Origin of the sequence: Mycobacterium heidelbergense, assembly GCF_050205645.1 — a bacterium.
Lineage (GTDB): Bacteria > Actinomycetota > Actinomycetes > Mycobacteriales > Mycobacteriaceae > Mycobacterium > Mycobacterium heidelbergense_A.
Map to the genome: position 1 here is coordinate 46,558 of NZ_JBNMQT010000019.1, position 15,525 is coordinate 62,082.

Genomic DNA, 15,525 nt, shown 5'->3' on the forward strand with positions numbered 1-15,525 from the left:
GGAGACCCGGCTTTCGCCTCACCCAAACGCTCGCCCAAACGCTTCAGCCACCATACCCCACAATCCCCCACTTCGCCCCATTACCGCCGTGTCGTCGCCGGGTTTTCCGAGTCATCCGCCACGTTGGGCCGCCGGACCGCGGCCTGGGGTCGCGCGGGGACCCAACCACGGCGTCGGAAACACGCATTTCAAGGCGCCAAAGTCGGTCGGTGGGGCCAAGTGGGGCGCGCGCGTGGGGCTAAGTGGGGCTCGGTTTGGGATCGTTTCGGGCTCGAATTGGGCTCGAACACGAAAACGGGGTAGCCATCGGCTACCCCGCTGTGTCAGGTGATGCTATTTCAGGCGATCCGGCTAATCGTCGAAGCGACGGCGGAACCGGTCCTCCATACGACTGGTGAACGAGCCCCCACCGCCCTTGCCGCGACGCTGCTGCCTTCCCGGCACCGAACCCGAGTGGCCCGACCTGCCGGCCAACCGCGGGCCGGTGATCGCGAACACCACGCCGCCGAACATCACGATGAAGCCAAAAACGCTGAGAATTGGGAAATTCCCGATCATCGTCGCCTTGAATGCCACGCCGGACACCAGCATCGCCAAACCGATGATGAACAGCGCCGCGCCCTGCAACCGCCGCCGTGCCGTCGGCGCCCGGAACCCTCCGCCACGTACGCTCGAGGCGAACTTGGGGTCCTCGGCATAGAGAGCGCTCTCGATCTGATCGAGCATCCGCTGCTCATGATCGGAGAGTGGCATTCGTCCCTCCTTGCCGACCGCTTGGCACGTAACTATCGATATCACGCGGATGCCCGTTGTGGGGGCAACTAACTCAGATGATACGAGGTCTATCTGCGGCGTACCACTGGTTCGTCGGCGATTCTATCCCCCGCGCCGCCCGGCGATCATTCCGGCAATCATGTGGGCCGCAACGGCGATGGCCCGTTAGCGCGACCGCTCGACCGCCGTCCATCGCCGAGTCCGATAATGGCGATAGGCGCGCACGGCCGAGGCACCATGAGGCCTCAGCACGGCGTGACACCGAATCACTGGACGGCTGAGGAGGACACCGCGAGTTGGCGATATTCCTCATCGATCTGCCGCCGGACGATATGGAGCGCCGCCTCGGTGATGCCCTCGGCGTCTACGTCGACGCGATGCGCTACCCAAGGGGCACCGGGAACCAGCGCGCCGCCATGTGGCTGGAGCACATTCGGCGACAAGGGTGGCAGGGAGCCGCCGTTGTTGAAGCCGACGTCGAAGCCGACGCAACCGGCGCGGCGCCGTCGACGGCGGAGTTGACCGACGCGCCGCTGCTCGGCGTGGCCTACGGATACCCCGGGGCGCCCGGTCAGTGGTGGCAGCAACAGGTCGTCCTGGGCTTGCAGCGGGGCGGCCTGCCGTCTCAGGAGATCACCCGGCTGATGACCAGCTACTTCGAGCTGACCGAATTGCACATCCACCCCCGCGCGCAGGGCCGCGGCCTGGGCGAGGCACTGGCCCGGCGGCTGCTGACCGGCCGCGGTGAACGCAACGTCCTGCTCTCCACGCCCGAAACCAACGGTGAGCCCAACCGCGCCTGGCGGTTGTACCGGCGGCTGGGATTCACCGACGTCATCCGCCGCTACCACTTCGCCGGTGACCCACGGGCATTCGCGATCCTGGGCCGCGCCCTGCCCCTATAGCAGACGTGCCGGATCTGGCACGATGACCTCGTGCCCGCCAGCTCTGCACGACTGAGAGTCAAAGGATTCACCGCCCGCCGGCGCCGCGTGCTGGTCATCGCGATGCTGCTGCTGCTTGTCCCGCTGGCCACGGGATGCCTGCGGGTCCGAGCGTCGCTGACCATCTCACCCGACGACCTGGTGTCCGGGGAGATCATCGCGGCGGCCAAACCGAAGAGCCCCAAGGACCCCGGGCCGCAGCTCGGCGGCGATCTGCCGTTCAGCCAGAAGGTGGCGGTGTCGAACTACGACAGCGACGGCTACGTGGGCTCGCAGGCGGTGTTCTCCGATCTGACGTTCGCCGAGGTGCCGCAGCTGGCCCACATGAACGCCGACGCCCAGGGCGTGAATCTGTCGCTGCGCCGAAGCGGCAACTTGGTGATCATGGACGGCCGGGCGGATCTGACGTCGGTCACCGACAACGATGCCGACGTCGAGTTGACCGTCGCCTTCCCCGGTGTGGTGACCTCGACGAACGGCGATCACATCGAACCCACCGTCGTGTCATGGAAGCTCAAGCCGGGCGTGGTGAGCACGATGACCGCCCAGGCCCGCTACACCGATCCCAATACCCGATCCTTCACCGGGGCGGGCGTCTGGCTGGGTATCGCGTCGTTTGCGGCCGCCGCCGTGGTGGGGGTGCTGGCTTGGGTCGGCCGCGACCGCTCCGAGCGGTTCACCGCGCCCCGGGATCAACCGCCGAGCTAGACCCGCCGATCGGGTGACCGGTCGGGTGACCAGTACGCAAGCATCTCCGCGAAAGTCGCGAACGCGGGACCCGAGACGCCGTAGGTGGCCTCCAGATGAATGCTCAGCGGGAAGCCCAGGTCGCCGACCCCGTCGATCACCCGCTTGTACAGATCCACCATGAGCTGACGCTTCTGCGCGGGCTCGCTGGCGGCCAGGCGTTTGACGAATGACTGCTCGTCGGCCACCGCGGCGTTGCCCGGATCCTGGATGAGCCAGTTGATCAGCCCCACACGGCTTTCCACCTTCGGCACGAAGCCGAACGACAGCAGGATCTCCGGTCGGTGATCGGTGTTCTTGGCGAATTCGGTCAGAAACCCCACGATCGCGTCGGAATACAACAACTGCGTCATGCCGTAGGTCGCACCCTGGTTGCACTTGAAGTTGAAGCGGCCCTCTTCGCCGTCGCGCGTCGGAATCAGGATCACCCCACGATTCGGGATCAGGTCGCGGTAGATCGATAGCGCGTCCGTCGGCGCAACCCCGGAGCCCTCACCGTCGTTCATCGTGCGCGGTACGCCGACGAACACCACGCCCTGCATACCCGCGTCGGATAGCAGCGTGAGCCGTTTGCGCAGGGACTGCTCGTCGGAGAACGCGGTGACCTGGGTGCACAGGCCGTCGAGCCCGGGCAGCCCGGGTTTGATGATCGACCAGAAGTCCAGCACGTCCAGCTTCGGCTTCATCGCGACGGGACGGTCGTCCTCCTCGGCGATCATGCCCGGAATCATCACGTGCCCGATCCGGCCGTCGAGACCCGATTCGGTCGAGTACCGCACCACTTTTCGCGCGTCTTCTTCTGCCCGCTCCCGACCGTCTTCCACGTTGGGGGGCACCAGCTCGAGCGCGATGGTGTTGAGGGTCACGCGGCTCCTCTTCATCAGACGAGTGCCCAGGGCGAGGCACCCCGCCAGCATAGGGGCGCAGCAACTGGGGGCATTCAGCCCGCGCCGAATACACTGGTCGGGCCCGTGGAGCACCGAGCCATCGAGAAGAAAGGGGCGCCGCGCTGAGCCTAGATGCAGCGGCAGCAGCGGCAACCGTCGAGTTGACCGGCGCCGTGACCGACCGGCTTCGGCGGTACCTGCGCGACCGCCGCACCGAGACCGCCTACATCGGTGACGACTACCGCGATCTGATTGCCGCCCTCGAAGATTTCGTCGTCGGCGGGGGCAAAAGGCTGCGACCGGCGTTCGCGTACTGGGGCTGGCGCGCGGTGGCCACCGCGGAACCCGATCCCGAAGTGCTGCTGCTGTTTTCCGCGTTGGAGCTGCTGCACGCGTGCGCGCTGGTGCACGACGACGTGATCGACGACTCCTCCACCCGCCGCGGCAGGCCGACGGCCCACGTCCACTTCGCGGCGCTGCACCGCGACCGCGGCTGGCGTGGCTCGGCCGAGAAGTTCGGGGTATCGGCGGCCATCCTGCTCGGCGACCTGGCGTTGGCCTGGGCCGACGACATCGTGTTGGGGGCGGACATATCACCCGAGGCGCAGCGGCGCGTGCACCGCGTGTGGGCCGAGATCCGTACCGAGGTGCTGGGTGGGCAATACCTCGACATCGTCGCCGAGGCGAGCGCCGCGGAGTCGATCGCGTCGGCGATGAACGTCGACACCTTCAAGACCGCGTGTTACACCGTGACCCGACCGCTGCAGCTCGGCGTGGCCGCCGCGGCCGACCGACCCGATGTGCAAGCCGTCTTCGACCGGTTCGGGACCGACCTCGGGGTGGCGTTCCAGCTCCGTGACGACGTGCTGGGCGTGTTCGGGGATCCCGCCGTGACCGGCAAGCCGTCCGGTGACGACCTGAGATCGGGCAAGCGCACTGTGCTGCTAGCCGAGGCAGTGGAGTTGGCGGATAAGTCAGATCCCTTGGCGGCCAACGTGTTACGCGGCTCGATCGGCGAGCACCTGACCGACACGCAAGTGGGTAACCTGCGCGACATCATCGAGTCGGTGGGTGCCCTGGCCGCGGCCGAGGAACGCATCGCGGCGCTGACCCAACGAGCCCTCGCCACGCTGGAGGCCGCGCCGATCAACGCCGCGGCCAAGGTGGGGCTGGCCGAACTGGCCAAGCTGGCCACGGACCGGGCCGCCTGAATCGATGACGACCCCGACGGACACCCCGGCCGATCGCCCGTCGGCGACGAAACATTCACTCGTCCAATATTTTTCACGGTTGCGCGCCTTCGTTGCCACTCCGGACGCCGGGCCGGCGCGGCTGGGCTTCGTGGGCTCGGTGCTGATCACGCTGGGCGGGCTGGGCGCCGGCAGCACCAAGCCGCACGACCCCGTGCTCGAATCGATTCACATGTCCTGGCTGCGCTTCGGGCACGGACTGGTGCTGTCGTCGATTCTGTTGTGGGCGGGTGTCGGTGTGCTGCTGATCGCGTGGCTGGCGCTGGGCCGCCGCGTGGTGGCCGGCGCCGCAACCGAGTTCACGATGCGAGCCACCACCGCCTTCTGGTTGGCGCCGTTGCTCGTCTCGGTGCCCGTCTTCAGTCGCGACACCTACTCGTACCTGGCCCAGGGCGCGCTCCTGCGCGATGGCTTCGACCCCTACGCCGTCGGCCCGGTCGCCAACCCGAATGCGTTGCTGGACAACGTAAGCCCCATCTGGAGCATCACCACGGCCCCCTACGGCCCGGTCTTCATTCTGGTTGCCAAAGTGGTCACGATGGCGGTCGGCAATCACGTCATCGCCGGCACCATGCTGCTGCGCCTGTGCATGCTGCCCGGGCTTGCGCTGCTGATCTGGGCCGCCCCGCGGCTGGCCCACCACCTAGGCACCAGCGGCGCCGCCGCGCTGTGGATTTGCGTGCTCAACCCGTTGGTGCTGATCCATCTGATGGGCGGGGTGCACAACGAGATGCTGATGGTGGGCCTGATGGCCGCCGGCATCGCTCTGACCTTCCAGGGCCGGCACGTGCTGGGCGTCACGCTGATCACCGTTGCGATCGCGGTCAAGGCCACCGCCGGTATCGCATTGCCGTTTCTGGTGTGGGTGTGGATGCGGCATCTGCGCGAGGAACGGGGATACCGGCCCGCGCGGGCGTTCGTCGCGGCGAGCGCGTTGTCGTTGCTGATCTTCACCGTGGTTTTCGCGATCTTGTCCGCCGTGGCGGGCGTCGGGCTGGGGTGGCTGACCGCGCTGGCCGGGTCGGTGAAGATCATCAACTGGCTTACGGTTCCGACCGCGATGGCGAACCTGATCCACGCCCTGGGCAGCGGGTTTTTCCCGGTCAATTTCTACGCCACGCTGCGAATCACCCGCTACATCGGGATCGCGATCATCGCCGTCTCGCTGCCCGTGTTGTGGTGGCGATTCCGGCGCGACGACCGGGCCGCGCTCGCCGGCATCGCGTGGTCGATGCTGATCGTGGTGCTGTTCGTCCCCGCGGCCCTGCCGTGGTACTACTCCTGGCCGCTGGCGGTGCTGGCCCCACTGACCCAGTCACGACGAGCGCTGGCGGCCATCGCCGGGTTCTCCACTTGGGTGATGGTGATCTTCAAACCCGATGGATCGCACGGGATGTACTCCTGGCCGCACGTTTTCCTGGCGCTCGCCGCCGCGCTGATCGCGTGGCGCACGCTGTACCGGGCGCCCGAACCCGCCCCAGCTAGCAGCGCTCAGTAGGCCATCGCCTGTGCCCGGCGCACCACTTCGCGGGCCTGATGGGCGTGCAGCGCGTCGACGGGGCGCGCGTTGTTCATGGCGTCGCGGCTGCCGTCGCGCGTGACCGTCAGCGACGGGTCGGGGGTGAACAGCCAGCGCACGATCTCCGTCTCGTGATATCCGCCGTCGTGCAGGATCGTCAGCAGCCCCGGCAGGCTCTTGACCACCTCACCGGAATTGGTGAAGAAGACCTGCGGCACCACCACGCCCCCGCCGCGCCGCACCGCGACCAGGTGGCCCTCCCGCAGTTGCTGTTGCACCTTGCTTACCGGCACCCCGAGCAACTCGGCGACCCGTGGCAGGTCGTAGGTTGGCTCGTCGGGCTCTAGAACATCGTCGCCGGCCGGAAAACTGCCCACCGCGCAAGTGTAGGCCTTGGTGCGCGACCGAGTGGGCGCGTTGAAGCTAATGTTTCGCCGCCAATCGGACCGCCACCCCTACGATGGCCCCGTGAGCCGAGCCGGCACGGGCGACCCGTTGGAGAACACGTTGCTGGATGGCCGCTACCTGGTGCAGGCCAAGATCGCCAGCGGGGGTACTTCGACGGTCTATCGGGGTCTCGACACCCGGCTCGACCGCCCGGTGGCGTTGAAGGTGATGGATTCTCGCTACGCCGGCGACGCGCAATTCCTGACCCGCTTCCAGCTCGAGGCCCGCACGGTGGCGCGCCTGAAGAATCCCGGACTCGTCGCGGTCTACGACCAGGGCACCGACGCCCGGCACCCGTTTTTGGTGATGGAGCTCATCGAGGGCGGCACGCTGCGCGAGCTGCTTTCTGAACGCGGCCCGATGCCGCCGCACGCGGTGGTGGCGGTGCTGCGGCCGGTGCTCGGTGGGCTGGCGGCCGCGCACCTGGCCGGCCTGGTGCACCGCGACGTCAAGCCCGAGAACGTCCTCATCTCCGACGACGGCGACGTCAAAATCGCCGACTTCGGGCTGGTGCGTGCCGTCGCCGCCGCCGGTATCACCTCCGCCAGCGTCATTCTGGGCACGGCGGCCTACCTGTCTCCCGAGCAGGTGCGCAACGGCAGCAGCAGTCCACGCAGCGACGTCTACTCAGTCGGGATCCTCACCTATGAGTTGCTTACGGGGCGCACGCCGTTCACCGGCGACTCGCCGTTGTCGATCGCTTACCAGCGCCTGGATGCCGACGTGCCGCGGGCCGGCGCCGCGATCGACGGTGTGCCACCACAATTCGACGCACTGGTGGCGCGCGCGACCGCCCGCGACCCGGCCGGCCGCTACGCCGACGCGATCGAGATGGCCGCCGACATCGACGCTATCGCCGACGAATTGGGCTTGCCCGACTTCCGGGTGCCGGCCCCGCGTAACTCCGCACAACACCGCTCGGCGGCGGCGCAGCAGAGCCGGATGAGCGAGCGCGGAGCGACCGGTCAGGAACCCCAGCCCGCCAAGGCCGCCGTTCGCCACCCCACCCGCCAGTTGACCCGCGGGCCCGAAGGCTGGCCCGAACCGAAGCCCAGCCCCGGCCCCGAACTCGACTCCGGCCTCAACGATGACGACTTCGAATACGAGCCCGTTGCAGGCGAATTCGCCGGCATCGCGATGAGCGACTTCGTCTGGGCGCGTCAACACGCCCGGCGCATGGTGCTGGTCTGGGTAGCGCTGGTGCTGGCGCTCACCGGGCTGGTCGCGACCGCGGCGTGGACGATCGGCGGCAACCTAACCGGCCTGCTATAGGCGCGAGCTACCCTGGGCCCGCGAACGGCACCTAGTCGCGCAGCATTTCCGCGACGAGGAACGCCAGCTCCAGCGACTGCTGGGTGTTCAGCCGCGGGTCGCACGCCGTCTCGTAGCGGCCGGCCAGGTCGGTGTCCGAGATGTCTTGCGCGCCACCCAAACATTCGGTGACGTCCTCGCCGGTGATCTCGACGTGGATGCCGCCCGGATGGGTGCCCAGCGCCCGATGCACCTCGAAGAACCCCTGCACCTCGTCGACGATGCGGTCGAAGTGCCGGGTCTTGTACCCGTTGGACGACTCGTGGGTGTTGCCGTGCATCGGGTCGCACTGCCAGATCACCTGATGACCGGTGGCCTGCACCTTCTCGACGATCGGCGGCAGCAGATCGCGCACCTTGTTGTTGCCCAGCCTGCTCACCAAAGTCAGCCGCCCGGGCCTGTTGTGCGGGTCTAACCGCTCGACGTACTCGACGGCCAATTCCGGGGTCATCGTCGGGCCCAGCTTCACGCCGATCGGGTTGGCGATCACCTCGGCGAACGCGACGTGCGCGCCGTCGAGCTGGCGGGTCCGCTCGCCGATCCACACCGTGTGTGCCGACAGGTCATACAGTTGCGGCGTCCCCTCGACATCCGACAGCCGCAGCATGGCGCGCTCGTAGTCGAGCACCAAAGCCTCGTGGCTGGAATAGATTTCGGCGGTTTGCAGGTTGCGGTCGGCCACCCCGCAGGCACTCATGAACCGCAACCCGCGGTCGATCTCGGTGGCCAGCGCCTCGTAGCGCGCGCCGGCCGGCGAGGTCCGGACGAATTCGCGGTTCCAGTCGTGCACCAGGTGCAGCGACGCCAGCCCCGACGAGGTCAGCGCCCGCACCAGGTTCATCGCCGCGCTGGCGTTGGCGTACGCCCGCACCAGCCGCGAGGGATCGTGTTCGCGCGCCGCGGCATCCGGGGCGAAGCCGTTGATCATGTCGCCGCGGTAGGACCGCAGGCCCAGCGCGTCGATGTCGGCGGAGCGGGGCTTGGCGTACTGGCCCGCGATGCGCGCCACCTTCACCACCGGCAGGCTGGCGCCGTAGGTCAGCACCACGGCCATCTGCAGCAGGGCGCGGACATTGCCCCGGATGTGGGGTTCGGTGTTGTCGACGAACGTCTCGGCGCAGTCGCCGCCCTGCAGCAGGAACGCCTCGCCCCGCGCGACCTGGGCCAGCTGCTCGTGCAGGCGGACGATCTCGGACGGCACCGTCACGGGCGGCACGCTCTCCAGAACCGTGCGCATCGCCTCGGCCCGGTCGGCGGGCCAGCTGGGCTGCTGAGCGGCCGGCTTGGCCAACGCCGCGTCCAGGCGGGCGCGCAGGTCAGGCGGCAGCGGCGGCAGCGGCGGCAGCTGCTCGATCGGGATGTCGACGGTCCAGTTCATCGGTCCATGGTAACTGGGGACGGCGCGGCGCTGATCTCGACTGATCAGGGCGAACGCTCATCCGCCGCCATGATCAGCCGGAATCGGCGTAGCTGGTCGCGGGCATCGACCAGGGCGTCGTGGACCTCGCGCGGGCGCGGTGGCATCCGGGGCGACCCGCGATCCTCCCACAGTTGCCGCAGTTCCCGGGTGAAGCGGGGCAATGCCTTCGGCAGGCCCGGCATCGTGCCCCATAACTGGCAGAGGGCGACGTGATCGTAGGCGCCCACCCACGCCCAGAGCTCGATCGGCTCGGTGGCCCCGAAGACGTCGAAGAACTCCTCCAGGTCCAGGCGAATCTGCTTACGCGAGCGCCATAACGGGGAGGCCGGCGGCGGCAACTTGGGCAACACGTGGGTGCGCACCCAGCTTCCGGCCCGCTCGGGATCGAATTCGGTGGACACGGCGTAGTACTCGCGGCCATCCTCGGCGACCACCCCGATCGAGATCAGCTCGATGGTGCGGCCGTCCTCGATGAATTCCGTGTCGTAGAAGTACCGCACCCAGAAAGCCTATGGGAAAACCTATGGCCTACCGACCGATCAGGATGGGCACCGTCGGCGCCGATGCCGCATGGACGTCATGGTCGAGCTGGGCGTCGACCATGCGGTCGTCGGGCAGGCGCGGGGTGCCCGCGATCGCGCACTGCACCCACAGCTTGGCCCGCACGACGGGGCGGCGCAGCGTGCGTTCCCGTTGCAGCGCCCGGCGCATCTTGTCCGGCTGGGTGGTGTAGCGCCAGCGGGCCCAGGGCGCGTGCGGGCGCGACAACCGGATCGCGCCGATGACCAGCAGTACGACGATGAACATGCCGAGCAGACCGGTCCACACCTTGCCCTTGAGCACCACCACGACGGCCAGCGGAAAGGTCACCACCAGCGCGCCGCCCACCCCGGCGCGCAGCGCCACCGAATCGGCGGCATGCCAGAACGGGAAGAAGAACATCAGCGGGTGCAGACCCAATATCAACAGCCCGGCCACCGCCACCGCGGCGAACACCGCGTCCACCGAGGTGCGGCCGTCTTCCTCCCAGTAGACGTCGGACAGGTGCAGGATCAACGCGTACTCGTCGAGGACCAATGCCGCACCGATCCCGAAAAGTATTGCGGCCAAGGTGAATTCGGGCTCCTGACCGCTGACGGACAGGGTCACCAACGTCAATCCGGAGAGCATCACCAGCACGACGCCGAACGTCACGTGGTGGATGTGTATGCCCCCGATGTGGACGTTGCGCGGTTGCCACCATCGGGCCGGACGACCGGTTTCGGCGCGGTGGCGGATAACCCGCACGAACGTCCGCGTGACGAAGAAGGTCAGGATGAACGCGACCAGGCAGCACAGCAGCGGCAACCGGCCGCGGTCGACGATGTCGTCGGCGAACCAGCGGCCCACCCCGAGCACAAACCAGTGGAGCACCCTAGAAACGTACGCCCGCATGCGCCCGCGGAGTTGGAGCCGCGCTGCGACGCGTCGCGTCGTGCGCACCGATTACGCTGTTCTGCGACATGAGTAGATGGCGGGCGCCCGGCGTGGGCTTGACAAGCGAACGGGGCCCCGGGCGGGTGTTGCTGTGGTGCCTGCTCTGGCTGCTGGCCGCCGCGGCGCTGTATTACGTGGGCCTGCGCCTGTTCGGGCACACGCCGTATCGCATCGACATCGACATCTATCAGATGGGCGGTCAGGCCTGGCTGGACGGGCGTCCGCTGTACCGCGGCGATGTGTTGTTTCACACACCGATCGGGCTGAACCTGCCGTTTACCTATCCCCCGCTGGCGGCCATCGTCTTCTGCCCGTTCTCCTGGCTGCACATGCCGGCCGCCAGCGTCGCGATCACGGTCCTGACATCCGCGCTGCTGATCGCCTCCACGGCGATCCTGCTGAGCAGCCTCGACGTGTGGAGCCGCTCGACCGTGCTGGGCGGGCCGGCCTGGCTGCGCCGGTTGTGGCTAGCGGTGGTCATCGCGGCCGCGGCGACGCTGTGGCTGGAACCGATCACCTCGAACTTCGACTTCGGCCAAATCAACGTCGTGCTGATGACGTTGGTGATCGCCGACTGCCTGCCGCGCCGCACACCCTGGCCCCGGGGGCTGCTGCTCGGACTCGGGATGGCGCTGAAGCTCACCCCCGCGGTCTTTCTGCTCTATTTCGTGCTGCGTCGCGACAACCGCGCCGCCTGGACGGCGGTGGCGTCCTTCGCGGGCGCGACGCTGCTCGGTTTCGTCTTGGCGTGGAGCGACTCGTGGGAGTACTGGACCCGCACCGTGCACCACACCGACCGGATCGGCGAGACGGCGTTGAACACCGACCAGAACATCGCGGGTGCGCTCGCCCGGCTGGGACTCGGTGAGCACGAACGCTTTCCGCTGTGGGTGGCCGCCTGCCTGGTGGTGCTGGGGCTGACCATCTGGGCGATGCGGCGGGTGCTGCGGGCCGGGGAGCCGACGCTGGCGCTGATTTGCGTCGCCCTGTTCGGCTTGGTGGTTTCGCCGGTTTCCTGGTCACACCATTGGGTGTGGGTGCTGCCGGCGGTGTTGGTGACCGGGATATTGGGCTGGCGGCGCCGCAACATCGCACTGGCGGCGGTGAGCCTCGCCGGCGTCGCGTTGATGCGGTGGACGCCGATCGATCTGCTGCCCAAGCATCACGAGACGACCGCGAACTGGTGGCGCCAGCTGGTCGGGACGTCCTATGTGTGGTGGGCGCTGGCGGTCATCGTCACCGCCGGCTTCGCCATCAGTGCCCGGGTGCCTTCGCGGGACGCCGCGGCAACGACGCTCACGCCGGCCACGGCCGCCGGCTGAGCAAGGGGGCGCTAGCCGACGGCGGTCTCGGGGATCCGAGCGGCCTCGGAGTTCGACTCCGGATCGGTCGAGTCATCCGAGTCATCGGTCGAGCCATCGCCGCGTTCCTTGATGCTGGCCGCGTAGATGTCGACGTACTCCTGGCCGGAGAGCCCCATCAGCTCGTAGATCACCTCGTCGGTGACGGCCCGCTCGATAAAGCGATTGCCGGCCAGGCCTTCGAATCGGGAGAAGTCCATGGGTTTGCCGAAACGGACGGTGACCTTGCCGAATCGCAGCATCGTGGTGCCGGGTGGGTTGACGACGTTGGTGCCGATCATCGCCACCGGGATCACCGGGACGCCGGTTTGCAACGCCAGCCGGGCGAGGCCGGTCTTGCCCTTGTACAACCGGCCGTCGGGCGACCGGGTGCCCTCGGGGTACATGCCCAGGAGCTTGCCCTGGGACAGTACGTGTTCGGCGGTATTGAGCGCGGCCTGCGCGGCGTCGGCGCTGGAACGGTCGATGGGCACCTGGCCGACGGCGGTGAAGAACCACCGGCTGAGCCAGCCCTTCAGGCCGGTGCCGGTGAAATATTCGGACTTCGCCAGGAACGTGATGCGGCGGCGCACCACGAGCGGCAGGAAGAAGCTGTCCATCACCGCCAGGTGGTTACTGGCCAGTATCACCGGACCCGAACTCGGAACATGTTCCAGGCCTTCGATTTTCGGCCGCCCCAACAGTGACAGCAACGGGCCTAGGAGGACGTACTTGAACAGCCAGTACCACATGGCCCTCCCTCTCGCCCGACTCGGTGATGGTGATGGTGATGGTGTTGGCGCCAACTGTACCGACCCGCAGCCGAAGGAACCACCTTCGGCTTCGAGCGGATCACTCCTCGACGGTGACCGGGATCGGCTGGTAACGCGTCTTCGCGGCGGCTTGCTCCGCGTCCGGCTCGGTCGCGACGCCGCCCCCGGGCGGTCCGTCCGGCGGCGGTGGCGGTGTTGGTTGGGAAGTCCGGTCGATGTCGTCGACGATGGCGCGGATGACCTCGAGCAACGCGATGCTGTGGTCGGCGATGACGGTGAGCAGCGGATGCTGATCGCCGGTGGCCAGCGCGGCCAGGGCACACACCGGGCACCACACCTGCTGGCACTTGCCGGTCACCCCACCATTCGAGCCGGCGCCGGCCGTCAATGCGGCCGCCGTGCGCACCGCGGGGTCGATCCCGTCCAGGATCGCCTGGGCGAGCTTGCGCAGCTCGGGACCGAGTTCGGGATGAGCGCCATTCACTTAGGCCACACCTCCGGATCGGGTCGAAAGCGAACGGTCAGCTCACTGCCCCGCAGATGCGCGTCCAGCACCGTGCACCGCCGCAGTACCGACGCCAACCGAACCCTGCGCCGTAGCCCGCCGGCGCTGATGATGAGGTCGTCGTCGACTCGCCCCAACGACAGCGCGCCGGGATCGAGCTGGGGTAACGCTAGCCGCATTCGGTAGATGGACCCAAGTCCCGACCCGGATTCCAGGTCAACGATAGGACGCAGGGGCCCGGGCGGCGGCGCCCCACGCCGGCGTCGCGCGCTGTCCAGCAGTCCGCCCAGCGCCTTCGGGCCGATCGGCTCGCCGGACAGGTGTGGCGTCAGCACCAGGGCCACATCTCCGATGGTGGCATCGAGTTCGTCGAGCACGGAATGTTGTTCGGAGATGCGTTCGGCATACCAGTAGAACGCCGGGTGGTCGGGCAGGTTGTGGTACTCGTAGGACTCGTCTTCGGTCAGCACCTGATTGACGATCAGCTCCTCGACGCGGACGCCCATCAGCGCGAGCGAGCCCAGCGTCCGCACCGCCTCGGCCGCGACCACCCGCTCAGGGGTCAGCACCAGGTGCGCGCTGACCTGTCCGCCGTCCGTCAGCAGCGCGCCCAGCGCGTCCACGCTGGCGCTGATGCGTTCCAGCAGCTCCACCGCCGCCGCGGACCGGGTGTCGTCGGAGGTCACGGACAGCCGGCGATGGCGCGGCCATGCGCGCTCCACGTATAGCCCGAAGGTGGCGGGCAACGTCAGCATTCGGAGCGCGTCCGCCGTCGAGGCGCAGTCGACGACGATGCGGTCCCATCGTCCGGACGCCGCGAGCTCGCCGACCGCGTGCAGACCGAGCACCTCCTGGATGCCCGGCAGCGCCGAGAGTTCTTCGGGGGCAATGCTGCTCAGCTCGGAATCGGGGAACCGCCGATCCAGCGCCCCGACCACGTCGTGCCACCGGGATTCGAGCAGCGCCAGCGTGTCCAATGCCAGCGCGTCGAGGAAGCCGCCGCCGGCCGCGCCGTCCCCGGTATCGAGGTCGGCGAGCACCCGAACGGGATCCTCGCGACCGCTCGGAGGCACCGGGACACCGAGCACATCACCCAGCGAATGCGCCTGATCGGTGGACACCACCAGCACCCGGCGACCCTCGCTCGCGTCACCGACCGCGGTGGCACATGCCAGGGTGGATTTTCCTACCCCGCCCTTCCCGACGAAGAGACTGATCCGGGCGGGCTCAGCAGACTCACTCAGCCTCGACTCGTTTCTTCAGATCCTTTAAAGCGGTGTCGGTCAGCCTGCGCTCGGCCTTGCGCTTGAGCATGCCGATCATCGGCAGGGCCAGGTCCACCGAGAGCTCGTAAGTGACGTCGGTACCAGATCCCTTGGGCGCCAAGCGATATGAGCCCTCTAGGGAGCGCAGCAGCGAGCTGGAGACCAGGGTCCAGCTCAGCGACTTGCGATCGGCGGGCCACTGGTAGGACATGACCATGGTGTCCTTGATGATGCCGGCGTCCATCACGAATCGCACCACCTTCGGGTAGCCGTCGGCGCCTCTTTCCTGCACCTCGGCTTCTTTGTACTCCGAGATCCAGTCCGGGTAGGAATCGATGTCGGCGATCACCTCGAGCACCTTGCCCGGGTCGGCGTCGATGTGAATGGTTTGCGTCGTTTTCTCCGCCACCTGGCTGCTGCCCTCTCTGCCGTAAGCGGTCCGAAACGGTACTCCCCGTGCGAAACGTTGACCGCAGTTAAACTACCGGAGAACCGACCGCGCGTGACCGTTCCAGCGTCGTCTTGATCTCAAAGGCCATTTTCTTACCCGCCACCCGACGGCGGTGTGTCATTTTCGGCAAGTTCAGCTTGGCCAGCTGCCAGGCGGCGACGCCGGTCGGCTCGGCATGCAGGAAGTAATGCAGCACGACTCCATCCAACGACGGTTCCAGCCAGATCTCCATTGTGCCGGTCAATGCGCCGGTCACCGTCCAGCGGATGCCCTTTTCGGCGCGATCCTCGACGACCTGCAGCCGCAGATCGGGCCACCACCGACGCCATTTCGACCGATCGGCTACCGCGGCGCCCACCCGTGCGCCGTCGGCGGCGACGAACGTCTGGTCGGCGATCTGGATGCTGTGCACCGCC

At 67.9% G+C, this 15,525-nt stretch carries 17 protein-coding genes; 6 read left to right on the plus strand and 11 right to left on the minus strand.

Annotation, left to right across the window (positions count from 1 at the left end; genetic code table 11):
* Positions 1-351: 351 nt before the first annotated feature.
* Positions 352-753, minus strand: coding sequence for a DUF3040 domain-containing protein (locus ACQI5H_RS19800; protein ID WP_427081016.1), 402 nt, complete (start codon positions 751-753; stop codon positions 352-354).
* Positions 754-1,070: 317 nt separating this feature from the next.
* Between ACQI5H_RS19800 and ACQI5H_RS19805 the strand changes: the two genes are divergently transcribed.
* Complete coding sequence (locus tag ACQI5H_RS19805) at positions 1,071-1,679, plus strand: GNAT family N-acetyltransferase (protein ID WP_427081017.1); 609 nt, start codon at positions 1,071-1,073, stop codon at positions 1,677-1,679.
* Between the two features lie 102 nt (positions 1,680-1,781).
* Entirely contained in the window at positions 1,782-2,426 is a 645-nt protein-coding gene (locus tag ACQI5H_RS19810; RefSeq protein ID WP_427081057.1) for an LppM family (lipo)protein, read from the plus strand.
* On the opposite strand, the gene ACQI5H_RS19815 is transcribed toward ACQI5H_RS19810, so the two are convergent.
* Entirely contained in the window at positions 2,423-3,331 is a 909-nt protein-coding gene (locus tag ACQI5H_RS19815; protein ID WP_427081018.1) for a mycobacterial-type methylenetetrahydrofolate reductase, read from the minus strand. The two genes, ACQI5H_RS19810 and ACQI5H_RS19815, sit on opposite strands and share 4 nt — an antisense overlap.
* A 182-nt stretch (positions 3,332-3,513) precedes the next feature.
* On the opposite strand from ACQI5H_RS19815, the gene idsA2 reads away from it, so the two are divergent.
* Together idsA2 and ACQI5H_RS19825 are read left to right on the plus strand one after the other, a co-directional pair.
* Positions 3,514-4,563: a bifunctional (2E,6E)-farnesyl/geranyl diphosphate synthase gene (idsA2, locus tag ACQI5H_RS19820; protein ID WP_427081019.1), complete on the plus strand. Its 1,050-nt coding sequence runs from the start codon at positions 3,514-3,516 to the stop codon at positions 4,561-4,563.
* Positions 4,564-4,567: 4 nt separating this feature from the next.
* Positions 4,568-6,100, plus strand: coding sequence for an alpha-(1->6)-mannopyranosyltransferase A (locus ACQI5H_RS19825; protein WP_427081020.1), 1,533 nt, complete (start codon positions 4,568-4,570; stop codon positions 6,098-6,100).
* On the opposite strand, the gene ACQI5H_RS19830 is transcribed toward ACQI5H_RS19825, so the two are convergent.
* Complete coding sequence (locus ACQI5H_RS19830) at positions 6,094-6,498, minus strand: Rv2175c family DNA-binding protein (protein WP_076124563.1); 405 nt, start codon at positions 6,496-6,498, stop codon at positions 6,094-6,096. The genes ACQI5H_RS19825 and ACQI5H_RS19830 overlap by 7 nt on opposite strands.
* A 91-nt stretch (positions 6,499-6,589) precedes the next feature.
* Here ACQI5H_RS19830 and ACQI5H_RS19835 point away from each other — a divergent pair, with 91 nt between their 5' ends.
* Positions 6,590-7,840, plus strand: a complete 1,251-nt coding sequence (locus ACQI5H_RS19835; protein ID WP_427081021.1) for a protein kinase domain-containing protein — start codon at positions 6,590-6,592, stop codon at positions 7,838-7,840.
* A gap of 31 nt (positions 7,841-7,871) precedes the next feature.
* Here the strand turns inward: ACQI5H_RS19835 and ACQI5H_RS19840 are convergent, their stop codons facing one another.
* From ACQI5H_RS19840 to ACQI5H_RS19850, 3 genes are read right to left on the minus strand one after another with little or no spacing between them, the layout of a single operon-like run.
* Positions 7,872-9,257 (minus strand): class II 3-deoxy-7-phosphoheptulonate synthase, encoded by a 1,386-nt coding sequence (locus ACQI5H_RS19840; protein WP_427081022.1) that lies wholly within the window; start codon positions 9,255-9,257, stop codon positions 7,872-7,874.
* A gap of 44 nt (positions 9,258-9,301) precedes the next feature.
* Complete coding sequence (locus ACQI5H_RS19845) at positions 9,302-9,799, minus strand: polyadenylate-specific 3'-exoribonuclease AS (RefSeq protein WP_427081023.1); 498 nt, start codon at positions 9,797-9,799, stop codon at positions 9,302-9,304.
* Positions 9,800-9,827: 28 nt separating this feature from the next.
* The gene (locus ACQI5H_RS19850) at positions 9,828-10,688 is read right to left on the minus strand and encodes a hypothetical protein (protein WP_427081058.1); all 861 of its coding nucleotides are present in this window, start codon (positions 10,686-10,688) and stop codon (positions 9,828-9,830) included.
* 113 nt (positions 10,689-10,801) lie between these two features.
* Between ACQI5H_RS19850 and ACQI5H_RS19855 the strand changes: the two genes are divergently transcribed.
* Positions 10,802-12,097, plus strand: coding sequence for a glycosyltransferase 87 family protein (locus ACQI5H_RS19855; RefSeq protein WP_427081024.1), 1,296 nt, complete (start codon positions 10,802-10,804; stop codon positions 12,095-12,097).
* 11 nt (positions 12,098-12,108) lie between these two features.
* Here ACQI5H_RS19855 and ACQI5H_RS19860 read toward each other — a convergent pair whose 3' ends face one another.
* The 5 genes from ACQI5H_RS19860 to ACQI5H_RS19880 form a co-directional block, all read right to left on the minus strand.
* The gene (locus tag ACQI5H_RS19860; protein WP_427081025.1) at positions 12,109-12,867 is read right to left on the minus strand and encodes a lysophospholipid acyltransferase family protein; all 759 of its coding nucleotides are present in this window, start codon (positions 12,865-12,867) and stop codon (positions 12,109-12,111) included.
* 100 nt (positions 12,868-12,967) lie between these two features.
* Positions 12,968-13,372, minus strand: a complete 405-nt coding sequence (locus ACQI5H_RS19865; RefSeq protein ID WP_427081026.1) for a hypothetical protein — start codon at positions 13,370-13,372, stop codon at positions 12,968-12,970.
* Entirely contained in the window at positions 13,369-14,637 is a 1,269-nt protein-coding gene (locus tag ACQI5H_RS19870; protein WP_427081059.1) for an ArsA family ATPase, read from the minus strand. The genes ACQI5H_RS19865 and ACQI5H_RS19870 overlap by 4 nt, the downstream gene beginning before the upstream one ends.
* Positions 14,630-15,067: an SRPBCC family protein gene (locus ACQI5H_RS19875; protein WP_427081027.1), complete on the minus strand. Its 438-nt coding sequence runs from the start codon at positions 15,065-15,067 to the stop codon at positions 14,630-14,632. The genes ACQI5H_RS19870 and ACQI5H_RS19875 overlap by 8 nt, the downstream gene beginning before the upstream one ends.
* Before the next feature lie 67 nt (positions 15,068-15,134).
* Positions 15,135-15,521: a polyketide cyclase / dehydrase and lipid transport gene (locus tag ACQI5H_RS19880; RefSeq protein ID WP_076122792.1), complete on the minus strand. Its 387-nt coding sequence runs from the start codon at positions 15,519-15,521 to the stop codon at positions 15,135-15,137.
* Positions 15,522-15,525: the final 4 nt, after the last annotated feature.